Below are 24399 nucleotides of genomic sequence, written 5' to 3' on the forward strand. Positions count from 1 at the left end.
CATGACTGCACTCACCGATCGCGAAAAGAGCAGGCAGGGATCGCGAATTCCCATCACCGTTGTGATTGCACTGGTGATCCTCGGTGTGATGGTATTCGCGGCTGTCGCCGGTCGGCTCATAAGCCCTTACGACCCTTACACTCAGGATCTTCTCCGCGGTGTGACCGGTTCCGATCGCACACACTGGTTGGGCACCGACGATATGGGACGCGATGTCCTCTCCCGTTTGATCGACGGTACCGGCCGCTCCGTGCTCGGACCGCTGTGCGTAGCGATGGGAACAGTGATAGCCGGCGCATCCGCGGGGCTGGTCGCCGGATATAACGGCGGTGCACTCGACAACGTCCTCAACCGATTCGCAGACCTCGTGTATGCCCTGCCCGCGCTCCTCGTCGCCATCGTGCTCCTGGGGATTCTCGGCGGGAGCTACTGGCTGACTGTGGCGATTCTGGTTTTCCTGTCAGTACCGAGCGCCATCAGAATAGTCGGCAGTGTGACGCGCGTCCAGGTTCGTCTGCCGTACATCGACTCTGCGAAGACCCTCGGATTGACCGACTCACGGATCATGATCCGCCATGTGCTGCCCAACATCGCGCCCACCGTGCTCGCCGTCTTCCTGCTGGATTTCGTCGGAGCGTTGGTCGCCTTCTCGTCGTTGTCATTTCTCGGTATCGGTATCGCCCCCGGGGCTGCAGATTGGGGATCGATGCTCTCCCAGGGGCAATCGATGATCTCCGAGAACCCCTGGGTCGCAGTTGCCCCCGCAGCCTGTCTCATCCTGACCGGCAGCGCCGCAACTATCTTCGGCGACTGGTTCTTCAAACGGCTGTCAGACTCAGGAGAACGGAAGTAGATGACTGTGGAAGATGTGACAGTACAATCGGAAACGGCCGATGCGAATGGCCCCCTCCTGAAAGTTTCCGGGCTATCGGTGTACGCGAACAGGTCGCAGGTGCTCGTCAGCGATGTCAACATCACGGTCCCCCGAGGCGAGACTCTCGGGATAGTCGGCGAGTCTGGCAGTGGAAAATCGATGGCAGTTCGTTCGCTTGTCGGTTTGCTACCGCCGGGAATCTATGCACGAGGAGCAGCAGATTTCGACGGAATCCCGTTGATCGGCACACGCGAACGTGAACTGCGATCGTTACGGGGCTCCCGAATCAGTCTTTTGATGCAGGACCCGTTCAGCATGCTCAACCCCATCCACACGGTAGGCGAGCACGTGCGGGAGACACTCCCGCCAAATGTCAGAAAAGGCGGACGCCAACAAGTTCGGGCCGAAGTTGCTGCGCGTCTCGCGGAGGTTGGCTTGGATCCCGCCGTCGCACAAAAGTACCCCTTTCAGCTCTCCGGGGGGATGCGGCAACGAGTTGCCATGGCGGCCGCGCTTGCCGGCGATCCGGAGTTGCTGATCGCCGACGAACCGACAACTGCACTGGACGTGACCACCCAGGACGAAGTCCTCCGACTTCTCGCCGGTCTACAGAAGTCACGAAACATGGCGCTCATCTTGATCACTCATGATCTGCACGTGGCGATGGACGTCTGCGATCGGATCCAGGTCATGTACGCCGGACGCGTGGTGGAGGAGGCTACGGTCGCCGATCTTGCCCGCACCCCGACGCATCCCTACACACGTGGGCTGATGTCGGCCAGTCCCCCTGTCGATCGTCGAGTCGAACGGTTGACGTCGATTCCCGGCAGTGTGCCTCGAGCCGCAGCCGTCGAGGCGATCTGCGCATTCGCTGACCGATGCGAATGGTCTGTCGGCGAATGCTTTTCAGCCCGACCAGCTCTTACTCCCATCACGATCGAACACGCTTCGGCTTGCATCCGGATCGATCGGATTCACGACGAGTTTCCCCGCGGTTCCGAGTTCGAACCACCTCTACCTCAACAATCCGAGTCACGATCTTTCGACACCATCGGCCCACCGATAGTCGAGGTTGCGAACGTACACAAGGTATATCGCGCCAAAGCGATGTTCGGCAAGCCCAAGGACTCGCACGCCCTCCGCGGCGTGACTTTCTCGATCCGCGCCGGCGAATCAGTGGGACTGGTAGGTGAATCCGGCTCAGGGAAGACAACTATCGCTCGTGCCCTCCTAGGTCTGGAGCACGTCACCTCCGGCCGGATATCGGCATTCGGCAGAGAGCTCGCGCCCACTGCATCCACTGCGCGAAAAACCAGAGTCGAGTTGGCCCGGGAGATCCAAGTAGTGTTTCAGGATCCGTACGCAGCGCTCAATCCATCCCGAACCATCGGTGCAGCCTTGCGAGAAGCTGTAGCCGTACGAACCGGAGCGGACAAACGCGATAGCGATTCCGTAGCCTCGGAAGTCTCGGGGTTACTCGGCAAGGTGGGACTACCGGGCAGCTACGCCGCTCTCCGTCCGGCTGCGCTCTCGGGTGGCGAACGTCAGCGCGCCGTGATTGCCCGGGCAATTGCCGTTCGACCCAGGCTGCTCATCTGCGACGAACCTGTTGCCGCCCTGGATGTCTCCGTGCAAGCCCAAATTCTCGAGCTGCTTCGCTCTATCAGAGCGGAGAACGGCATGAGCATGCTCTTCATCACTCACGACTTAGCAGTCGTGAGGCAGATGACCGATCGAACAGTGGTTCTCTACCGGGGTGAAATCGTAGAAGCCGGCGAGACAGAGGCCGTGCTCGACGCACCAAATCACCAGTACACACAACGACTGCTCGCATCGGTTCCATCCTCCATTTCAGCAGTTGTGCAACGTAGTTCAGATGCAATCCCGAGGTAGCACTGCTGGATACGGCGACCTGGCAACCACTCTTGAACTGCCAGCATGCAACACCGAATGCCGACCTCGGATTTGCATGAAACATCCGCCGATCCTGCACCTCCCGACGGACCGACACAGATGCACGGACTGCCACAGAAAACACCACGTCGTGAACCCGAATCCGTCACGCCGAAAGACATCGACGTACAGCATCGCCGAGGCCTTGCAAGGCTGCAGACGATATCCAGCTCGAGATCGGATATCGCAGAGTCCGACGAAAGAGGACCATCCACGCCGTCATCGGCCATCTCGGCGAGCCCGTAGGTCCGCCCCACGTGGCGGGCGAGCACTGTTGCGCGTTGTACCCAGCGCCCGTCATCTACACCCAGTGGCGATCCTGCAAATGGCTGCTACCGGCGCCGGGCACAACGGGCATGGTGACGAATCTGAGAAGCATTGCTGCCGAATGGCATCGGACGCCACCCTGCATCTGGTTCGCGGTGGAACGCGTGTCGGCGGCGAACTTTTCGTTCGGGACGTACGTGACTCGTCTGATTTCGGCTCCGTTGAACCCGACGCCTTCCGTCGGTTCGAGTGCCAGTCGGCTGCAGCGATGCTCTTGCCGAACATCGCGTGAGCGTCGTCGGAGGACGCGTCTACTCGTCGGGATCTCTTGGCGAGAAAATTCGGTCCTCCATCATGCCACCAGTCGGGCCGACGATTGCCGGGCCGGCGATTGTAAGGATGATGGGACGCGACTCGGTGGCCTTGGCCATCAGCGATCACCCTCGTCTGAGTACGTGCGCACGATGCGATCAGTGAGAAGTGGAAGGATCTTGTCCGTGCCGATACATATGAAGTGCGGCGATGTTCGGTGCGCTTCGAAGCCGACTTCGTCGATATACGTCTCGAGGATGGCTACGTATAGCGGATTCTCGACGTTGCGGAAGTACTCGTAGCCGAGATTGGCCGGCTCCTTTCGGCTTGCCTCAGCGAGTTGGGCCAGATGACCGAGCACCTCGTCCGCGGTTTCCTCGTCCAGCCAGTATTCGGCGACTACTCGAAAGTTCGACGTAGCACGCTGCGTGTTGTCGGTCACGAAACTTACTCTCTAGTAGTAGATTACGAGCAGAACACAGTGCCGGACTGCAAATCAACGACGACTACGTTCGGCACGGGGTCCTGACGCCTACTGACGCTTTTCGTGCGGTCGATTCAAGTGTCATCGGGGGGTCAACGTGTACTTCGTGGACAAAAACTCGCGAATTCCTTCGAAGCCGCCTTCTCTTCCGATCCCCGAATGCTTGATGCCGCCGAAAGGCGCTGCTGCATTCGAGACGAGACCGGTGTTGAGGCCCATCATCCCGGTTTGAAGTTTTTCTATCATTCGCTGGCTTCGGCCGACGTTCTCTGTGTAGACATAGCTGACCAAGCCGTACTCAGTGTTGTTGGCAATGTGCACGGCCTCGTCCTCGGACGAAAAGCGAGTTATCGCCAGCACTGGTCCGAAGATCTCCTCGTTCACCATCCGAGCTTCAGGCCCGATCTTGTCGATCACGGTCGGTTGAAAGAAGTTCCCTGGGCCGACGATGGCCTGACCGCCGGTGACAATCTCCGCGCCGGTGTCCACCGCGTCAGCGACGAGACCTTCTGTCTTCGCGATGGCTTTCTTGTCGACCAGTGCACCGATGTCGTAACCTTCGTCGGCCCCACGACCAATTTTCAACGCAGCAACCCTTTCACTTACTCGACGAACGAATTCGTCGGCCACGGAATCGTGTACCAATATGCGGTTTGCGGCGGTACATGCCTGACCGATGTTGCGGAATTTTGCGAGCATCACGCCGTCGACCGCTCGGTCGATATCTGCGTCCTCAAAAACCAGGAAGGGTGCGTTGCCGCCGAGCTCCATCGAAGTACGCAATACGTTCTGCGCAGCAGCTTCGAGGAGTTTGACGCCAACCGCCGTCGAGCCTGTGAAGCTCAGCTTGCGAAGGCGTGGATCCGATAGCAGGGCACTGGACTGAGCGCTGGGATTCGACGTGGGCACTACGTTCACCACACCCGGCGGAAGTCCTGCCTCTTCCAGCAGCTGCACCAGGTAGATCGTGGTCAGCGGAGTGAGTTCCGCCGGCTTGATGATGGTGGTGCAACCGGCGGCGAGTGCCGGAGCAATCTTGCGGGTTGCCATCGCGAGTGGGAAGTTCCATGGTGTGATGAAGTAGCAGGGCCCCACAGGGAGGTGCGACACTGTGATGTTGCCTGACCCCTCGGGGTTTCGGCGATAGTCTCCGCTGACGCGTACGGCTTCCTCGGAGTACCACCGAAGGAACTCTCCACCGTAAACGACCTCACCGCGCGCTTCGGCGATCGGCTTCCCCATTTCCAGGGCGATGAGCAGAGCAAACTCTTCTTTGCGATCCATCAGCAAGTCGAATGCTCTGCGGAGGATGTCCGAACGTAGGCGGCTAGGTGTTTCGGCCCACTCTTGTTGTGCTGCAACGGCTGAATCGAGGGCGCGAATGGCGTCGTCGACCGTTGCGTCGGCAATCGTCTTGATCACATGCCCGGTTGCGGGGTCTTCGACGGTGAAGGTCGCGCCCGAACTCGATGTCGCCCATGTTCCGCCGACGCCGATACCGGTTTCGACACGGTTGAGTAGGTCCTGTTCATGTGGCTTCAATGTCATGACTGGCTTTCCTTTGTGGCTGAGGTCGGGGCGTTCGTACGGAATCCGTCGGCCACGACGCGTAGACCTTCGCGTAGCAGTTCGTCCGAAATTGCGAGCGGAGGGAGAAATCGGATGACGTTTCCGTAGGTGCCGCAAGTAAGAACCACTACGCCATGATCCGCGGCGAATTTTGCGACGGAATCGGTCAGCGCCGGGTTCGGATCTGTGCTGTCGGGGTGTACTACTTCGATGGCCTTCATCGCGCCGCGGCCTCGGATGTCACCAATACGGTCGTCCGAGGCGCCCAGTTCGGTGAAGACCTCATCGATGATCGCCGCGATTTCACGTGCACGAACAACCAGGTTGTTCTTTTCGTACGTTTCGATTGTGGAGAGCGCCGCGGCGCAGGAGATTGGGTTTCCGGCGTAGGTGCCCCCGAGAGCGCCGGATTGTGGTGAATCCATGATCTCTGCGCGGCCAGTGACCGCGGCCAGTGGCAATCCACCCGCGATACCTTTTCCTGTTGCGATGAGATCAGGTACGACTCGCTCGTGGTTCGCAGCGAAGAGATCACCGGTACGGGCGAACCCGGTTTGGACTTCGTCGAGGATGAACACGACGCCGTTGGCAGTTGCCCATTCGGCTAGAGCAGGCAGAAAACCGGTCGCGGGTTCGATGAATCCACCCTCGCCCTGGATGGGCTCGATGACGATTGCTGCGAGATTGGAAGCGCCGACCTGTCTTTCGATTTGCAGGAGCGCAATTTCTGCCGCCTCCACCCCGCTCAGCCCATCGCGATATGGGTACGAGGTTGGAACACGGTAGATCTCGGGTGTGAACGGACCGAAGCCGTTTTTGTAAGGGGTGTTCTTCGCAGTCATGCCCAAGGTGAGGTTGGTTCTGCCGTGGAACGCGTGATCGAAGACCACAACCGCATGTTTGTTGGTGAAGGAGCGTGCGATCTTGATCGCGTTCTCGACGGCTTCGGAACCGGTGTTGAACAGTGCTGTGCGCTTCTCGTGGTCACCGGGGGTGATCGAGTTGAGCTTCTCGGCGACCGCAACGTAGCCGTCGTATGGGGTGACGGTGAAGCAGGTGTGAGTGAACAGTTTCGCTTGGCGAGTTATGGCTTCGACAACGGCTGGAGCTGAATTGCCAACGCCGGTGACGGCAATGCCCGAACCGAGATCGATCAGAGAATTGCCGTCGGCATCGATCAAGATCCCGCCTCCGGCTGCGACGATCGATATGGGTACAACGTGCCCTACACCGGCCGCAACGGCCGCCTCTTTTCGACGCATAAGCACCTGCGATTGCGGTCCTGGAATTGCGGTTACGAGTTCTCTATGTTGCGACACCAGCGGGCCGCCCGTTACTGACGAGACTGACAATTCGTTCCTCATTTTCGTGTTGTCGATAGTGAGCGTCAGAGCCAGCGCGGAGCTGTCGGGGCTGTGCCGATCTCGCGGCCCGACGTGTCGACCGCGGACACTGCGATGTTTCTGCGGCCGGTCACCCACATCAGCAGATTCGGAAGCGACCCGGACACCGCCGTGCGTGCCGTGGTCGAATCGGCGGTGGTGATGTGACTCGATACCGGTTCGAACTCTTCACCGGTGTCCGCGACTGTCATGTGCACGCGATAGTCGTCTCGGGTGGCCCACGTATCCAGGACATTGTGAATTATTCGTCGCTGCACCGCTGGCGGTATGTCCGCTGCACTCGCCGAATAGTTGAGATCGATTGCGTGTAACCACAATTCGCGAGATCGCATCCACACTGTATCGACGACCGGTATCCGCACACCTTGAGCGTTGTTTACCTCGGTAGACCAACGATTGTCGGGGACTGCGCTCCAGGCGATTTCGAGCGCTCTCGCCTCCCTGTCGCTGAGTTCACGGAGTTCGACATTCGACAGTGGTGCTGCACTGTCGATTTCCCGGCTCCGCGCATGGGCAGACTCGTACATCGGTTTCTCGATGCCTGTCGTCGCCCAATCCACCAGGCGGCCGATGGCGCGGGCGTTGAAACCGACGTGCGCGATCACGTGCGCGCGAGTCCATCCTGGAAGCAACGAGGGTCCACGCAGTTCGTTGTCACCGAGTTCGCGCAACGTCCGGTCGAAGTGCGTTTGTCCGGCTTTCACGTAGCCGAGATCGACGGCGAGTTCGTCAGCCGGCTCTCGCATCACGTTCACGGCATTCTCCTTCACAAGATCACGAGTAATTCTTCAGCGAGTCGGTCGGGCATCATGGGTGAGGTTTCCTCCGAGTATTGTTGCGACGACGTCGAGCTCCGATATGTTCGGCGCAGTGAGCGGCGACGACGAGAACACGGCGAAGTCCGCAAGTTTTCCCCGTTCGAGGGTGCCTTTGTCGTCGATCTGACCGGTCGCGCGCGCAGCCCATTCCGTGTGCGTTCGAAGGGCTTCCTCCGGTGTGATCGCCTCGTTCGAGGCCAGGACGAATCCGGTGTCGGTACGACGATCGACGGCCGACTGCATACCTCTACGAAGATTGTTGTCGGCGACAGGAAGGTCTGATGAGCCTGCGAGTATTGCTCCCGCATCGATGACCGATCGCCCACGGTAGAGCCACGGTTCACGGTCGGTCCCGACAAGATCGAGGATCTGATCGCCGAGCGGCCCGATGAAACCTGCCTGGGGGGTCACAGCAATGGCGAGATCGCCGGCACGACGCACTTGATCCGGTCGAGCGATGCCGAAATGTTCGATACGGCACGGAGCTGTGTGGCGGCCGTAGCTCTTCTGCGCCTCCTCGATCAGATCCAGGGCCAGGTCTATTGCTGCGTCTCCGATCGCATGCAATGCAAGCGGCCACCCCGATCGATATGCCGCGAGTGCACGCTCTCGATACAGTTCCGGCGTGTCGAGGAGGTATCCCCGATTATGTTCATGGCCGCAGAAGTCTTCTGTCACAGCGGCGGTCGCCCCGAGCAAAGAACCGTCGAGAAAGACCTTGACGTGCCCCAGCTGAAGGTGGGAATCGCCGAAGCCGTAACGAATCCCGAGGTCCAAGCCCACTCCTGTCCCCTCGCCGCAGAAGTCCGAAGCGTTCGCGGCAAGGGGATGAAGGGCGTCGATTGCCGGCATCAACTGTGCACGGGCGTGCAGATGATTGCGATCTGCGGCCGATTGATAGGCCGCGATTTCGATGGAGCTGTGGCCGATCCAACCGCCACCGACACCGGCTTCTGTGAAGCTTGTTATCCCCTGTGCAGCAAAGCGTTTGGTTGCTTCGTCGATTGCCTCGGCGAGCCGCTCGGTGGAGTAGGGCAACAGCAACGCCTGCACCAACCCTTGCGCCGACTCTTCGACTACACCGGTAGGGCGGCCCTCGTCATCCCGCACGACGACACCTCCGACGGGAACTTCGAACCCGTCGTCAAGCGCACCGATGAGACGCAACGTAGCCGTGTTCGCAATCGCTGCGTGACCGGAGGTGTGCCGTAAGTACAGTGGGCGGTCTCCCGTCACGGCGTCGAGCCGATCGATAGCAGGGAATTCGCCGCCATAGTGCCCCTGGTTGAAACCTGTGCCGTGGACCCAGGCATCGGCGTCATCACCGATACGCTCTACTTCGGCCTCGATCAGCCTGTAGAGATCTTCGAGAGTGGCGGCGCGGCTGAGGTCTATCGACGCCAATCCAAGTCCCCACCAGACGGTGTGACAATGAGCGTCGATCAGACCGGGCGTCACACAGGCGTCTGCGAAGTCCAGGGTTCGTATCGCCTCGATACCGGCGACCTCGTCGTCGAACCCGACGATCCGGTCACCGATTACCCCGACAACCGACGCGATCGGCCGATGAGGATCCATGGTGATGATTTCGCGCGCCCGCACAATGAGGTCGAGTTGCATAAGAGAAATGTCCTTGTCCAGTAATCGAGCCGCGTCTGATCCAGCGGTACGAGGTGCGATGTTTCGAACACCAGCCGCGCTACGTTTCTCAGTGCTTGAAGCCGGGGAGGTCCACGCTGAATTTCGGCGCGATCGCTCCTGCCGATGCGGTGATCAACGAAATCAGCGCGAGAACCAACGCAGCTGGCCACCAGTGATCATGAGCTGCAGCCACGAGGCTGGTAACCAGAAGTGGAACGAATCCTGCAATCATCGCGGCGGTGTTGTTCGCGACGGCAACACCTGTGAATCGAGTTCGCGCCGGAAAGAGTCCGGTCAGAACAGCTCCTGTACCTGCGTAGGGAAACGACAACGTCGCCACTGCCAACGTCATCGACAGAACGATGAGCACGGGAACGCCCGAAGTCAGTAGCAGAAAGGCCGGCAAAGCGACTACGGCAGAGGCGATCCCGCCCCAAAAGATCACTCGACTCGAACCGAATCGCGCGCCCAACCGCCCGCTCAACAAGATCACGAAGATCTCGACTACGGCCGCGACGATAGTTCCGAGCAGCATCAACGATCGGCTGTATCCGAGTACGTTCACTCCGTACCACACACAGAATGTCGTGACGAGGTAGAACCCGCCCATTCCGAGAAGTGAAGCCGCCATTCCGATCAAAATCTGACGCCAGCTGTGTTTGAAGGCTGTGCTCACGGGATTGGTCGCCAACTCCCCAGCTTCCTCGAGCTGACGGAAGACAGGGGATTCTTCGAGTTTGCGCCGAATGTAAACCGCGACAAGAAGTAACGGTAACGAGAGAAGGAAGGGAATGCGCCAACCCCAGGATTCGAAGTTCTGCTGCGAAATTGCAATGGTGACCAGAAAAAATCCACCAGAAGACAGAATTGTTCCGATCGGAGATCCGATGAGGGGAATCACTGCGTATCGCGCCCGCATATGCAGTGGCGCGTTCTCCACCACCAGGGTCAAGGCACCTGACCATTCCCCTCCTACGAAGAGGCCCTGCACGATTCTCAGCAGCACGAGCAGCACCGGCGCTGCGATGCCGATCGCTGCGTAGGTGGGCAGTATGCCGATCAACGCGGTAATGATGCCGATACCGACGATGGTGATCATCAGCGTCTTTCGGCGGCCGATCCGATCGCCCATTGCACCGAAGACAATGCCGCCGATCGGTCGGGCCGCTACCCCTACTCCGAAAGTGGCGAACGAGGCAAGTGCGGCCAAGGTTGCGTTGCCGCTGGTGAAGTACTGAACATTGAACACGAGAGCGGCCGCGGCACTGAACAGGAAGAAGTCGTAATACTCGAGCACGGAACCGACCAGAGCGCCGAGTGCGACCTTGTTTGCGCTCTTCTCGTCGAGCTCATGAACGGCTCCGAACTCGATCGACGTCGATTGTGTGTACGTCATAACTCTCCATCAGGGATGAGGGATTCGGTCTGCTTCTGTCCCCAGGGGATTTCGGCCTGCCGCAAGCATTTCAGGTTATTCGCTCACTGTCCCTAGGCATTCCCCGCCGATTAGCGCTGCGAATTTGTGCATATGCCCTATTCTGACTTGGTGAACCATTTCGCCCCTTCACGACCGGGCAACGAGCCGGACGCCCGCGACTCAGGAAGATGGCAAGAGCTGCTCGACAGCCTCGACGTCGCCGAACTGACCGACACCTTCGTCAAACGTGTCGCCTCGATCGCGGGCTACGACTCGTCGCCGCTACCGACGTCCGAGATCGAACGCACAGGCCGGATGGCCTTCTCCGCCATGCTCCAAGGTCTGCGCGCGGGAGGTCTGCCCGATTTCGTCCCCGTCGCGAACGATGTCGGCATCTCTCGTGCACGGGCAGGGATCCCCATCACCTCATTGATGACCGCGATCCGATTGGACTACAACGTGCTGTGGGAGGCCCTCACCTCCGCGTCGTCACCGAGGGATGCCGAACTGTTGGTTCGACACACGTGGATCGTGCTTCGCACCGTCGACGAGTACGCCGCACAGACACAAGGGGCCTACATGGCCGAACGAGAACGCATGCTGAGAGAGGAATCGTCTGCACTGCAAGGACGCATCGCAAACCTGTTCCAGGATCCCCGATCCACAGACACAGATCAACTGGATGCTATTGCAGCCGAACTCCGAATCCCACAACGCGCCCCCCTTCTGGTCATCGGAGCTGCCGGTGACGACATCCCGGCGCTACGAGTGTTCATCTCCGAAACCGAGCGCTCCGGACGAACGGTGTACACCCACTACCTCGGCGACGTCCTGATTGCCTTCACGCGCAGATTCGACCTCGACGGACCGCAAGCTACCGATGTCGGCCGGAACCTCCTCAAGCTTCGAGTCGGAATTGTCAACGCCGACACCGGTCTGTCAGCCCTTCGCGCGGCGGCCAATACCGCACGAGCTCTCACACGAACAATCACCAGCGAAGACCACGCGGCTCTCACCTGGGACCGAGGGTGGGCAAGACTGGCCAAACTAGGCCTACAAGAATCAGGTAGCGGGCTACTCACCGATGTCGACGATGCTTTGGTGACCTGCGGAGACGCGGAGCGGGTCCGTCTCGAAGAATGCGTGCGCAGCTATATGAAAACAGGCAGTATCGGGGAATCGGCCAACGAGCTGTTCTGTCACCGCAACACCGTTTCCAATCGTCTTCATCGATTTGCGAAACTCACCGGTTTGGACCCCACGATTCCTGAACAATCGGCGAGACTCGTCGTGGGTTGGGCCTAGAAGCACTCGAACGCCTTCCCCTTTACCTTCTCGGGGCGATCGCCGTCGGAAGCGTCACGCAACGAACTGTATGGGCGAGGTAGCTCTGCGTGCGCTGGGAGGTTGCCCGGTAACGCGTTTGAAAGCGCGGCTGAACGCAGCTTGAGAGGTGTAACCAAGATTTCGAGCCATGGCTTCCACCGACATCGTGTCCTGGGCCAGCCACTGGCTGGCAAGAAGCATTCTCAGTTCCGTCGCGTACCGCAGAGGCGGTACGCCGATCATCGCATGGAAGCGCTCCGCGAACACCGATCGGGAAACATGGCACTGCGATGCCAATTCCGCTACCGTCCAATGATGTCCGGGATCCCGGTGGACAGCCAAGATGGCTCCCGCCAGTCGCGGATCGCGCAGCGCCGCCACCAGTCCAGAGGCATTGTCGCAGCCACATTCAACCCACCCTCGCACGATCATCGCAGCCACGACTTCGGCGAGACGCGCTGAAACACCAGCAAAACCGACACGCGCCGAACAGGTCTCACGCCTCATCGCAGCAAGGATCGGTAAAAGTCCGGGATATCGCTCCCCCTGGGCGTCGGCGATCATGATCTCGGGCATGATACGACTCAGGCCTTGCATCCCGCCGAGATCGAATTCCATGTAACCGGTGAACAATACGGCGCTGGGAGACAGGTCGGCGGCGAGGCCGACGTTCACGTCCCCCACCGCATCGCCGAGGGGTTCGGAGTCGTAGCTGTCGATGCCCTGAACCACTACGCCCGGCCCGGACAGCCACTGATGGGGTCGACCGTGCGGGATGAACACAGCGTTGCCCGCTGACAGTTCGTGGACGGTGCCGTTCTCGGCACGCAGAAACGCGTGACCGACTGCGAGGAAGTGGAAATAGGCACGGCCCGGTTTCGCATCGAAGCCGATGCCGAATCGCGGACCGGCATGGACGCGACGGTACTGCACTCCACGCAACCGCATACTCGTCAACAGTTCGCTGATGAGGTCGGAGGACGAGGCGAACGTCCCGGCAGCCGACTCGGCCGGACTCTTGATCAAAACGGCCGGATCCTCGGTCATAGATCATCCTGAAAGTCGTATCTAGTGTTGACTCAAAGCCTTTCATGCGATCCAGGAGAAGTACAGCCGTTGTCCAGTGATGTGTGCAGCACCGCGCCCGATACCCGACCCGTCCGAGCAGCCGCATTTGTCGACCCGCCACCGCTGCCGGTAACACCGAAGTGGATGGCGGTGATGTCACTGGCTCTGGGCGTATCCGGACTGCTTACGGCCGAGTATCTTCCGGCTAGTCTGTTGACTCCGATTGCCGATGATTTGGGCGTGCCGGAAGCACTGGTGGGCCAAGCAGTCACCGTCACGGCTGGAGCAGCAATCCTCTCTGGACTACTGACGGCAAGCCTGACACGACGGATGGACCGGCGGATTGTTCTGCTCAGCTTCACTGTGCTGATGATCGCGTCGAACTCGCTCGTGGCCCTGGCCCCGAACATGTTGGTGCTGTTGGCGATGCGGATCCTGCTCGGTATTGCGTTAGGTGGTTTCTGGAGCATGGCGGCTGCCACGGCGATGCGCCTGGTACCGGAATCGTCGGTACCTCGCGCTGTATCCATCATTTTCAGCGGTATCGCCGTGGCAACCATCGTGGCCGTGCCGCTCGGTAGTTACCTCGGTGAACTGTCCGGTTGGCGCAGTGCCTTTTGGGTCACCGCGGCCCTCGGGGTCGTGACGCTTGCCTTCCAACTGTTCGCGTTGCCCCCGATGGCACCGCGGCACGAGGCACGGTTGAGAACTTTGTGGTCGGTGTTGGTACATCCACGCTTCGGGATCGGCATCGTCGGCATGTTGCTCGTCCATATCGGGCACTATGCACTGTTCACCTACATTCGACCGGCGCTCGAAACCATGGTCGATGTCGGCGCCTCCACCTTGACTGTTCTATTGTTCGCCTTCGGAGTGGCGAACTTGGCAGGCACACTTGTCGCCGGATGGCTCCTCCAACTCAGCCTGCGTCTGACATTGGCGCTGATGCCCTTACTGATCGGGACAGCTGCTCTAGGTCTGGCACTGGTGCCTGCAACTCAGAGCGTAAGCGCAGCCTTGGTGGTGTTGTGGGGCTTGGCATTCGGCGGAGTTTCGGTGGCGTGGTCGACGTGGGCGACCAGGACCGTGCCCGACAAGGCGGAAAGTGCAGGCGGGATCGTGGTGGTCGGTGTCCAGTCCGGAATCGCTGCAGGTGCCGCAGCAGGCGGTGCGATGTTCGGAGCCGGGGGTGCCATGGCGGTGTTTTCGGTTTTCGGAGTCGTGCTGATTGCGTCAGCATTGTTCATCACATTGTCCGTGAAGAACCTCGATCACCTTGCGTGACACCGGTTACCTGCATGCGGCGGCAGACTGGGACTACGAATCAGCGAGGTCAGCTGATCGGTGCGCGAGCAGCGTGATCTGGCCCGCTCAACTCTCGAACAGCTTCCGCGCCTCAAGCTTCGCCGCGAACGACAGAAGACCAGCCTCGGTGTGTGAGCGTCCGACGAGCTGTACACCGACAGGTAGACCGTCGACGTCGGCTGCTGGAATGGACACTGCGGGCAGTCCGATGAGACTCCACGGCGCGGTGAGTGAGAGCAGACCACTTGGAACGTCGACCGGCTGATCCTCGACACTCACCCGACGGCTGAACAGCGGCGGTGCCGAAAAGGGAATCGTAGGCAGCGCAATGAAATCGACCGCACTGAGTAGCTGAGCAACACCTGCACGGAACTGTTCACGAATTGCGATCGCCTGCAAGAACTGCGAATCGGTGTACGTGCCGCCCATCTCGAGACGCTCACGCACCTCTGGGTCGTAGAGATCGGTTGCGAGACTGAGCCTTTCGGCGTGGACCGCGTGAGCTTCACGCCCTTGGATGACACGATAGGAGAAGCGAAGTGCCTCCGCGCCGTGGATATCTATTTCGTCGGCGAGAAATGGTGCGACCAGATCGCGGGCAGAACGGGCAATCGATGGTTGAGTGGCATGAATTGATCTCGGCGATATCCAGCGAACGCGCACACCGGCGACGGAAGTGCCCTCGGCCGGTGGTGAGAAATCGTCGATCAACGCCGACAGTACGACGTGTGCATCAGCTGCACAGCGAGCCAGAACGCCCACAGTGTCCATCGAACTGGCCAGAGGAAGTACTCCGTGCGTGCTGATCGCCCCTTGTGTGGGGCGAACACCGACGACGCCGCAGCATGCTGCGGGGATACGCACGGAACCACCGGTATCGGTGCCGAGTGCAACTGGAACGATACCGGCAGCGACGGCGGCCGCCGAACCGCTACTAGACCCTCCGGACATGTGCCCTAATGCATGTGGGTTACGAGTGGGTCCAGTAGCAGCACGATCCCCCGTCGGACCGTTCGCGAATTCATGCGTCGTCGTCTTCCCGATCACTATCGCACCTGCTCGTCTGAGCCGCTCGACGCAATCTGCATCGCGAGCGGCGATCCGATTCACGAAATGACGCGAACTGGCGGTCGTCGGCAGACCTCGTACATCGATCATGTCCTTCACCGCTATCGGCACCCCGTGCAGCGGACCCCGGTCAGCACCTGCGGCCAATTCTCGATCGGCGGCGGCTGCGGCCGCACGAGCTCCGGCCACGTCGATGGTGACGAACGCGTTGATTGTCGATTGCGAGCTCTCGGCATCCTCGATGGCAATCCCGATCAAGTCCGCTGACGTGACCCGACGTGCCCGAAGGTCCGCAGCCAGGTCCGTGATGGTTCTTCGGCTGAAGTAGCCGCCAGTCGCGGATACGTGGACGGCCGAAGGGGGATTCTCCGTCATGCCGCCGACACGGTGAGCGCCGCGATGGCCTCGCGGAAGGGTTCGATCGGGGCGATGAGCAGACCGGCGCCCGCGTGTCCGCCTTCACGCAGGGCGGCACCCATGTGGATACGTGGAGTGATCGCGGTGGAAACCACACGTGCCGCGTCGATTCCGAACGGAACGCCACGAAACCCTAGATACGGAATCTTCCACCGGGGGTGCTCAGTGTGAGTAATGCCGTACATTGCCTCCGTCGTTTCGACCATGTTCTGAGCCGATCCGCCGCTGTAATCCTGGAGCGAAAAAGCAGCCGCCGCCGAAAGGCCGCCGAGTCCCACCGTCTCGGTGATCAGGCTCTCCCCGCCCATGTACGCAGTATCCTCAGCGGTGATCCCGTCGAAATATTTCGCCTGCAACGTGGGAATCGGCGCGCGAAACCATCGCTGGCCGGTGCCAGCTGTACGAATCGCGAACTCCTTCCCGCTCAACGCCATAGCGGTGACGATGCTGCTATGCGGTGTATTGCTGGCGGTTGTCGCGATGCTCTTACCCGTCGCCATCGCGACATGGAGAAAGAACAGATCGTTCCGACTGAGAAAGTTCAGAACGTCGCGGGTTGCTGCGGTGAAGCCGTTGGCCTCGAGAACAGACTCGTAGATCTGCTCAAAGAACACCGCTGTTGCCGCTGTATTACGGCTGTGCAAGTCATCGCCCATACCGAGGGCACGCCGAATGATGGGACTGGTGTGTAGACCGCCGTTGTGTCGTAGTGCCGCTGAGAGGGCTGGGCCGAGCACGTCCTTGATCCAGGTCAATTGTTGATGTACAGCCTCGTCCCATACCCCGTAGGTGAGGCGTTCGCGGGCACTTCCCTCGTAGAGAACGCAGTGTCCGCGCGAACCCGACATCGAATCTTCGACAACGAGGACAGGCATCGACGCCGTCGTCACCCCGGTCAGCGAGCCTACGCACCCGTAGTCATGGCACGGCCGGACGAGGATGTCTCCCGCATGCAGTAGAGCGTCGGCCTCTTCCACCGAGTTCGCAAGCCCCTCGAAAAGTGCTGCTCCCAGTATCGCTCGGCGCTGGCCTCCTTCGTATGCAGGCCAGGGCAACGGGGCTCCCGAGGTGAGGATGGTGTGGCGGGTCATGCCGGGCAGCGCATCGAGTGCCGGGGTGACATCGATCAAGACGGGGTCCGCTTGCAGCATCGCATTCACTGCGACCGCATTTGCATGAATTCGCCTGTCCGACAATATGTCTTGCATAGCTTCTTCCTTTTGCTCGAGCTGTGTGTCGGTCATGCCCACCGACCGAGGAAATCGATCACAGCAGCATTGACTTCAGCGGGTTTGGACGCACTCAGGAAGTGATGCCCGTTCGGGATCGTCTCGAGGCGCACTTCGGCCGCACGGGTGAACAGTTTGATTTCGTCCTCGGCGTTGGCCACTGAATAAACCTGGTCTGCCGTGCCGTGGAGCCACAGAACCGGCTGAGTCACTTCGTCCAATCGCCCGAACAACCCGTCGCGATCACGGAGATTGATCGTGGCGAGCCGCAGTCGGTGCCGGCCGGCGTCGCCGGAGTAGTTCGTGCGGTAGATCTCGAGCCACCTCACTCGGTCTTCCGGGCTCAAGCCTCCCAGCGCAGCGTCGAAGGTGGCATCGACGAAATCATCGGGAACAACCCAGTCGTCGTCGACCGGCTCGCCGAAGGCCTCGATGTAGGGGGTGCAGAATCCCGGCCCGTCCCAGCACCCGAGGTCGCGGCTGCGTTGACTCTCGACGTCCAGCGAGGTACCCAACGGAATCAGGCCTTTGACTACCTCTGGTGCCAGCAAGCCCATTCGGGTGGCAATCCACCCCCCTTGCGAAGTCCCCAAGACGAATGCGTTCGGAATGTCCAGTGCCGCAAGAGCCTGCAGGTTCGCAACTGCGCTGTCCCAGTAGGTGAAATGCTTGTATGTCGAACGGGTTCGGCCATGACCGTACGGCTCGAGGGCCAGTAGGTTGGCCCTGTCGGTCAGCGCAGTATCCGCGAACTGGTCGCGGTACAACTCCGCAGAGGTGGTGTACGAGTTGATCATGACCAGGGTCGGCAATTCGGGGTTGTAAGGTCGCCCGAACGTGGCCCCTATGACCGAGCCGCCGAGGTGGGGGATGGTGATGGTTTGATCGAACGTGCTCATGAACTCAATTCCTCTTCTTTGTGGGGCAGTCCCGAGATCGGGTCACGGTAAAGGTGCGGGCGCTATCTGGCCGGCACTCGGTATGGGTGTTGTCTGGCCTGGGCTGCGGGACGGCTCTCGGGCCGACTCGAAGAGCTGATCAACTCGTTCCAACTCTTCCCGGTCACTGGCTCGAAGGAGGCTGACCGCGACGAAGACGACAAGATTGGCTACGAGGCCGACCAGTCCGGAACCTAACCCCTCAAGCCACGGCACTGCCCCGCCTTGGTCCATGTACGGAACCGTCAGCGCCAGAGCGATTACCGCACCGACGAGCAGCCCGGCGATTGCGCCGTCCCTGTTACCTTTGCGCCACATGAGTCCGCCGAAGATCGGTACGGCAAGTTGGATGATGGCTTGATACGCCAACTGCGTGACGCCGGCCAAGTTGGGTGAATCGTAGATGCGGTACGCGATGATCGCGGCAACTATTGCGGTAACTGCCATCGCAGCCTTGGCGAGGTAGAGCTCCTGCTTGTCCCGCAGTGGGTGAACGACAGCAACGATGTCGTTCGCAACTTGAGTGCCGATCGCTTGGGTGACGCCGTCGACGAAGCCCATTCCCGCCGCGAAAACTATGACAAGCGCGATCGCCAACAACCAGGTACCACCGGCGTCCTGCGCGATCGCGAAGAACGACGATACTGGATTGGCAGCGGCGAAAGGGATCGGCGCCGCGCACAGCGCGACAAACATGAGTAGAACGCAGAACACGAAGCCGATCGCCATTGTTTGCAGCGAGCCCTTTTTCACTTCACGCACGCTGGCCGCAGTGTAGATTCGCGTGAATATCATAGGCCAGCAAAGACTCCCAATGATTCCGGCGGCAACGATGCCGAAGTAGTAGAGTCCGCCTTCATCGGATCCGAAGCCGGGCAGGCTCAGTTGAGCGTCGGTAAGCTTGCTCATGTTCGAGATGCCACCGAAGTAGAAGAACAACAGGCCCAGGCACAAAATGGCCGATCCGATGTAGGCAACAATCCCCTGGACCATATCGGTGAGGATGAGACCCCTCATACCCATCTGGACGGTCCAGAACTGACGCACGACCAATACTGCAATCCCGATCAGGATGGAGTCGGCGTCAGAGAGTTTACCCAGCGATGCCCACTGAACTACCGCGCCCATTGCAATGAGCCCGAGAACGAGCCAGGGCACGAGGGCGACGACACTGATGGCGCTTCCGATCAACTTCAGGCCGCGGCTGTTGTACCGCAGGTCCAGTAGATCCGCCTGGGTCCGCAGGTCGAACTTCTTACCCCACTTCCATACTGGCCGGGCGATGAAATACATCGCGAGAACACCAAGGACGGAGTAGACGAGAAAGTACAACCCGATCACGCCACTAGCAACGGTCAGACCGAAAACCGCGGTAAAAGTCGAACCGGGCCACCACGAATTCGTGTACGCCATCGACACGAACCAGCTCGAAAACGAGCGCTCACCGACGGCGTAGTTGCTGAACGTCGCGACGCTTTGCCGGTTCTTGGAGATGTGAAGGACAACAACGATGACGACGAAGAAGACGCCTAAGGCGCCAAAAGTGACGATCATCAGTCCACCGCTCCCTGACGACACTCGGTGACCCAGAGACCGGTGACTGCTGCGATCGCAGCTGCGGACACGAGTATCAGGTACCAGACCGAAATCGGTACGCCGATGACCAGACCGTGCTGGTGGGACATTGCGATGTACAAAGGTGGCCAGAGCGCGATCATATTGATCAGCGCGAATAGTGCGCCGAAGGCGATGTTCCTCGCTGGGGAACGACTGAATAAGCCAGTGCGTTTCATTGATACTCTTTTCGTCTCTGCAGGCCGTCAACAGGGCCGGCTGGGCGGCGTATAGCCAGATGAAAAGCGTATGAACAATCACATTCCTCGACCATCGGTCAGTTGACGTATTTTCCGCATACCTCCGGTCGGACATCGCATGCGGACACGACAAACCGAACGGGCGAAATGTACTGGGGCATCGAGAATTTCATAACCGGAACTGAACGGGTGAGAATCCGCCACTAAAGACGCGGCTGCTGCATCATCAACGGAGATTCATCTCCCCTCACAGCGCCTTTGGCGCTACCGTAGGGCTTTGGTTTACGCCCGTTCCGACTCCCCCGACTCGCTGGTCGTTGCGGTCACCCTGACGACGGTCGCACTCCGGGTCCTCACATCTCGCTCGCGAGCAACAGTCCTGCTTCCACAGCAAGCGCGGCGAGCTGCACACGAGATTGGCTCCCGAGTTTGACGAGAAGATGCTCGACGTGGGTCGAAACGGTTCTAGGACTGATGAACAGCTTCTTCGCGATCTGGGGATTGGAACAGCCTCGGGTGACCCAATGAAGAATTTGCACTTCCCGGCAGCTCAACCCGAACGGCCACGGAATCCGACGTTCAACGACCACGAGGGACGTTCCGGGACCCGCCGACAACTCGATCCGATGGCACGAACCATCCGACTCGGCCCACAAGTACTGCGCCGGTCGGCCAGCCCAATCCCGGATCGCTGACGCCAACCACCTGCGCGCAGACTCTCCAAGAACCGGACCCGCCGTATGACCTGGCAGCTCCGAAATTGCGCCTGTATCGGTGACTATGACGGCGTGCGCTGCCACCCCAGCCCGTTGCACGGCACCATGAGCGCTCCGGAAGAGATCACAGACGTCAGCGAGTACAGGACGGAACCTCTCGATCACGCTAAGAGCCTCGTTACTGGCGTCTTTGGGGCGCGCCCAACTCACGTGCAGAGCACCGGTATATCGCCCACCAGGCAACCTCAGACACATGGTCGCGCCCTCCTTGAACCCAGCGGGAATCAAGAATCCCTCGGCGGACTGAGTCTGCGCGAACGGGATGTGCCAATCCCTCTGCAAGTCCAGCCAACGGAGGGCGTGCGGAACCTGGGTATGCAACAAATGAAAGCCCGGATTCCCGTCGACGAACGCGTCGTTCATATGTTCGTCGAGCTCCCGCGTGTAGCCTTCGCTCGCCAACGTGACGTGCCTGTGACTTCCTGAACCCGCATCCCATGCCGTCAATGCGTATCCGTCCCATGGAATCGAATCACGCAGGACTCTCATTGCAGCAGAAGCGCGCACGTGGACATCGGATAGTTCGACGAAACGGCCATCGTCCGGCGGGATCATGGCGGGAAGCAAAGCGTGGATCTGCATACGATACTCCTGGATCCGACTCCCCCAAGTACGTATAGGCTCTCATTGTCTCGCCAGTCAGGCAACATCGGGGAACGAGAGGGAAACCGGCGGCAGAGCCACACGCAGTGGTCGAAAAGTGGCTGGGTTTACGCCCACCCGGCGATCGGCTCGAGCAAGCTGGGGTCGCTATCCCCGGCATTTTTGACGGCAGTCGAGACTTTGCAAAGCTCCGATGCGGCACCCGCAATCGAACTGTCACTGGCGGCAACCGCTGACAAACAGTGCGCGCAGATTGGCTGCAAGTTGACCACCAATGGTGAATCGGCAATCGTTCGCGCAGCGATCAAGGGTATACCGTTCGGCACCATCACAATTCACACTGAATCAGGGCCGATCCACACCGAATCGTTGTCGAACACCGGGACCGGCGGAGGTGCGTTCGTCGCCGCGGTGGGCAGTGCAGCAAGTTTCCGGCCATGTTCGATGACGCTGCCAGATGCCCGTTCTCCTTGAAGAGTGCCTATCGCCCTCAGTCTCAGTCGCCGTTCGAACCGCCGAATACAAGTTCAGGCGTGCCCACTACCGATAGGCCGGGGTGTAGTTGCTGCTGTAGGGACTCGATCCCGGCGGTGTCGAGTGTTCCGTGGTGAATCTGGCAGACCCAGTCGAAATCTTCTGTAGACCAGGCGATCTGATATCCGTAAGTCTTGGTTTTCCACGGCTGGTTCGATCGTGGCCTCCGGGCGATCCATCCCGCTTTATCACCGAGTTCTGCGGCGAATGCGCCGGTTTCGGGTTCGATCGAGTGAACGAAGCGTGGGGTCAGGTCCGTCAGCATGGGCACCCTGATGGGTTCGGCGGCGATCTCCTCATGAAACCAGCTCATCGACTCCTGCGCCGGCGTTACTGGTGGCCCGCCGCGACCGGTGAGGCTCCTCGATTCTGCATCGGTGGTGACCGGACCGTCCCAGGTGAACAGGGAGAGTTCGAGGTGCTCCCCCACTCTGAGGTCGGTGTATGCGGCGCCGTCGATACCGTCGCCGGAGTGTTGGGCAAGTACCGCACCGGTTTCGGCGTCGACGACAAGCCGCAGCGACGGCTTCGGCAGATTCCGGCTCTCGCGTGGGGCGAGATCCACCGACCAGCATCGACGGCCGAGGAACTCGACGTCTGTCACCGGCCCTGTCGGGCGTGAATGATCGTTGCCGACCCAATGCTCAACGCGCGGGGTGATCGCAAGGTATCGGCCCGCGCCGGGCGAGTGCACGTGATGGAGTTCGGTGCAGCGCGGTTGGTCTGGGTCGGCGGTGAAGTCCCAAGCGGTGGTGCCGTCGCTGACGAACATCACCTGCCCGTCGAGTGACTCGATCCTCGATCGGCGCCCCCACCGATACAGATGCACGCCGGGGAGGCGAACGGGAAGAAACACAGGTTCTTCACCGTAGCTGCCGAAGTAATAGTGAAACGGTTCGTCGGAATTGCGGTACGGGACCACGACCCCGTGGACCGGTTGCCGCGGTCCGTCGGCCAAGGTCACCAACATCTGCACCCATTCGGTCATCACTGCCTCCGTTATGCATTCGGGTATCGGTCGTCTGCGGCCGAGGTCAACGCGCCTCCCCCTGGTTTCGGTGAGCTTTCCGGCCCGATCGCCTGCGCCGCTCAGCTCAGACATGCAGGACTCCCGCGATCGCTTCGGAAGCCGCGGGGTAGGCGCGGGTGTCGGCTTGTTCCCTCAACTCTGCCGAGGCGTAGGACAGGAGATTGTCGAGACGAACACCAAGCTCGTCGTACAGATTCAGCCGAGCTGTCAACATCAGTCCCGGGTAGTCACGATGCCGGAATCGGACATGGATCCGGCCGCTCGGCCAGTGGCCGACGTACGTGGCGCTCACCTGATCGACTTTGTCCGAGAACCGCATTCGGTCGAGACCGCGCAGGCAGTACTGCACGTACCCGTGATGATCGAGTGGCTCAGGCCCGACAGGCCAGCACCGATCGGTGATGTCGATGCCGCCGGTGATCAGCGAATGGATGCCGCCATCGACCCCGGTGGAAAGTACCGACCGACCGCCGGCAGGACGGGTAGCGGTCCTCGCGACCAACCACAGCCTCCTGGCCCCTGCGACCCCGTGGGCGACATCCATCCCGGGCAGCATCAAAGTCGTCACCGGCGACGGAACCTCACCACGGTAGGCCCGTACAGTTGTGGCGCCACGCGCAATGGGGTCTTTGCCCCAGTACCAGCGCACGTTGCCATCGAATGCGCGCTTGCGGCGATGGTTTTCGTTGTACGACACATCCGCATACTCGCTGGCGTACCCGACCTGCCGATTTTCCGCGCACAGGTAGGTGTTGCGGTCGATGCGCAGCGGGGCCGGATCATGCAGAGGTATCTGCAATACCGATGAGCTGTAACGCAACTCGAACCCGGCCCGCTTTCCTCCCGTGCCGTCCACGCGCGGCACCCGTTCCCACGGATCGTGCTCGACACCGAGATAGAGCGAGGATTCGTCGAACTCGGCCGACACGATCGCCGCGGCATCCACTTCGACCAGACGCATCCCACCACCCGGCTTGGTCACCAGCAGCGCCGGTTTGCGCCTCAGCGTCCGTGGCGGAATATCCGGCGAGGGTGAGATGTCGTTGTGCCTGCGTGTAGTCGTCATACACCAGGCGCCGGCGCGTCCCGCGCCGATCAGATGGTGCCCTTCGGTGTATTCGGACCGGTCGATGCCGTCGGTACCGACGTGAACCAAAGGGCCGTCGCGGTGATTCTGTATCCACAAACCGGACTCGTCGGCAGAGATCTGTGCTGGGCCGAATCCCGGAGGGGTCGGAGGAAGATCGGTCCACGCCACCAACCCCGCCAACGATTCTGTGTGCGGATCAATCAGTGCCGCAACGGGTTGACGCTCGTCGACCACCCACAGGTGAGCAGCGGCGAAGAAGACATATCGAGGGCGCAGGAACCTACGCCGGAGGTGGGCGCTCATGCGCCTTTCTGCAGAGTCATGACATCGACGGTACCAGCGAAACCGCATCGTGTACCGCAACGGTCGCCCGACTGGTTCGATTTCAGGGCTGCCGATCGCGCAACTCCTCGACGATAATCCACTGCGATCGAGGGTTGAGCGCACCGTGCGCTGTGATTGT

20 protein-coding genes are annotated in these 24399 nt (G+C 60.4%); 5 read left to right on the plus strand and 15 right to left on the minus strand.

The window, feature by feature from the left end; all coding sequences use genetic code 11:
• Position 1: 1 nt before the first annotated feature.
• The 3 genes from G9U53_RS17650 to G9U53_RS17660 all read left to right on the plus strand — a co-directional run bounded on the left by G9U53_RS17650 (position 2) and on the right by G9U53_RS17660 (position 3386).
• Entirely contained in the window at positions 2-853 is an 852-nt protein-coding gene (locus G9U53_RS17650) for an ABC transporter permease (RefSeq protein ID WP_047272016.1), read from the plus strand.
• Complete coding sequence (locus tag G9U53_RS17655) at positions 854-2767, plus strand: ABC transporter ATP-binding protein (protein WP_165638965.1); 1914 nt, start codon at positions 854-856, stop codon at positions 2765-2767.
• A gap of 370 nt (positions 2768-3137) precedes the next feature.
• On the plus strand, positions 3138-3386 hold the full coding sequence (locus G9U53_RS17660; protein WP_165638966.1) for a hypothetical protein: 249 nt from the start codon (positions 3138-3140) through the stop codon (positions 3384-3386).
• A gap of 138 nt (positions 3387-3524) precedes the next feature.
• On the opposite strand, the gene G9U53_RS17665 is transcribed toward G9U53_RS17660, so the two are convergent.
• The 6 genes from G9U53_RS17665 to G9U53_RS17690 all read right to left on the minus strand — a co-directional run bounded on the left by G9U53_RS17665 (position 3525) and on the right by G9U53_RS17690 (position 10717).
• Positions 3525-3848 (minus strand): putative quinol monooxygenase, encoded by a 324-nt coding sequence (locus G9U53_RS17665; protein ID WP_165638967.1) that lies wholly within the window; start codon positions 3846-3848, stop codon positions 3525-3527.
• 123 nt (positions 3849-3971) lie between these two features.
• Complete coding sequence (locus G9U53_RS17670; RefSeq protein ID WP_165638968.1) at positions 3972-5438, minus strand: NAD-dependent succinate-semialdehyde dehydrogenase; 1467 nt, start codon at positions 5436-5438, stop codon at positions 3972-3974.
• Positions 5435-6823, minus strand: a complete 1389-nt coding sequence (gabT, locus tag G9U53_RS17675) for a 4-aminobutyrate--2-oxoglutarate transaminase (RefSeq protein ID WP_165638969.1) — start codon at positions 6821-6823, stop codon at positions 5435-5437. Before gabT ends, G9U53_RS17670 begins: the two co-directional genes overlap by 4 nt.
• Before the next feature lie 23 nt (positions 6824-6846).
• Positions 6847-7608, minus strand: coding sequence for a maleylpyruvate isomerase family mycothiol-dependent enzyme (locus G9U53_RS17680; RefSeq protein ID WP_242692594.1), 762 nt, complete (start codon positions 7606-7608; stop codon positions 6847-6849).
• Between the two features lie 42 nt (positions 7609-7650).
• Positions 7651-9300: an amidohydrolase gene (locus G9U53_RS17685; RefSeq protein WP_165638971.1), complete on the minus strand. Its 1650-nt coding sequence runs from the start codon at positions 9298-9300 to the stop codon at positions 7651-7653.
• Between the two features lie 88 nt (positions 9301-9388).
• The gene (locus tag G9U53_RS17690) at positions 9389-10717 is read right to left on the minus strand and encodes an MFS transporter (RefSeq protein WP_165638972.1); all 1329 of its coding nucleotides are present in this window, start codon (positions 10715-10717) and stop codon (positions 9389-9391) included.
• 150 nt (positions 10718-10867) lie between these two features.
• Between G9U53_RS17690 and G9U53_RS34190 the strand changes: the two genes are divergently transcribed.
• Positions 10868-12043, plus strand: coding sequence for a helix-turn-helix domain-containing protein (locus G9U53_RS34190; protein ID WP_207624349.1), 1176 nt, complete (start codon positions 10868-10870; stop codon positions 12041-12043).
• A gap of 54 nt (positions 12044-12097) precedes the next feature.
• Here G9U53_RS34190 and G9U53_RS17700 read toward each other — a convergent pair whose 3' ends face one another.
• On the minus strand, positions 12098-13111 hold the full coding sequence (locus tag G9U53_RS17700) for an AraC family transcriptional regulator (protein ID WP_099698376.1): 1014 nt from the start codon (positions 13109-13111) through the stop codon (positions 12098-12100).
• Positions 13112-13180: 69 nt separating this feature from the next.
• On the opposite strand from G9U53_RS17700, the gene G9U53_RS17705 reads away from it, so the two are divergent.
• Entirely contained in the window at positions 13181-14416 is a 1236-nt protein-coding gene (locus tag G9U53_RS17705) for an MFS transporter (protein WP_207624350.1), read from the plus strand.
• Between the two features lie 87 nt (positions 14417-14503).
• On the opposite strand, the gene G9U53_RS17710 is transcribed toward G9U53_RS17705, so the two are convergent.
• The 8 genes from G9U53_RS17710 to G9U53_RS17745 form a co-directional block, all read right to left on the minus strand.
• Positions 14504-15880: an amidase gene (locus G9U53_RS17710; protein WP_165638973.1), complete on the minus strand. Its 1377-nt coding sequence runs from the start codon at positions 15878-15880 to the stop codon at positions 14504-14506.
• Positions 15877-17130: a DUF1116 domain-containing protein gene (locus tag G9U53_RS17715; RefSeq protein WP_165638974.1), complete on the minus strand. Its 1254-nt coding sequence runs from the start codon at positions 17128-17130 to the stop codon at positions 15877-15879. Before G9U53_RS17715 ends, G9U53_RS17710 begins: the two co-directional genes overlap by 4 nt.
• A 32-nt stretch (positions 17131-17162) precedes the next feature.
• Positions 17163-18050: an alpha/beta hydrolase gene (locus G9U53_RS17720; protein WP_047271999.1), complete on the minus strand. Its 888-nt coding sequence runs from the start codon at positions 18048-18050 to the stop codon at positions 17163-17165.
• A 42-nt stretch (positions 18051-18092) separates the two neighbouring features.
• Entirely contained in the window at positions 18093-19643 is a 1551-nt protein-coding gene (locus G9U53_RS17725; protein WP_047271997.1) for a sodium:solute symporter family protein, read from the minus strand.
• The gene (locus tag G9U53_RS33960; protein ID WP_257233137.1) at positions 19643-19774 is read right to left on the minus strand and encodes a hypothetical protein; all 132 of its coding nucleotides are present in this window, start codon (positions 19772-19774) and stop codon (positions 19643-19645) included. The genes G9U53_RS17725 and G9U53_RS33960 overlap by 1 nt, the downstream gene beginning before the upstream one ends.
• Positions 19775-20256: 482 nt before the next feature.
• A complete protein-coding gene (locus tag G9U53_RS17735) occupies positions 20257-21261 on the minus strand; it encodes a LuxR C-terminal-related transcriptional regulator (protein WP_065351475.1) in 1005 nt (334 codons plus the stop codon).
• 517 nt (positions 21262-21778) lie between these two features.
• The gene (locus G9U53_RS17740; protein WP_242692583.1) at positions 21779-22918 is read right to left on the minus strand and encodes a hypothetical protein; all 1140 of its coding nucleotides are present in this window, start codon (positions 22916-22918) and stop codon (positions 21779-21781) included.
• Positions 22911-24239, minus strand: a complete 1329-nt coding sequence (locus G9U53_RS17745; RefSeq protein ID WP_139799808.1) for a hypothetical protein — start codon at positions 24237-24239, stop codon at positions 22911-22913. The genes G9U53_RS17740 and G9U53_RS17745 overlap by 8 nt, the downstream gene beginning before the upstream one ends.
• Positions 24240-24399 lie beyond the last annotated feature (160 nt).

The sequence above is a fragment of the Rhodococcus sp. D-46 genome (assembly GCF_011290655.1).
GTDB classification, from domain to species: Bacteria; Actinomycetota; Actinomycetes; order Mycobacteriales; family Mycobacteriaceae; genus Rhodococcus_F; species Rhodococcus_F qingshengii.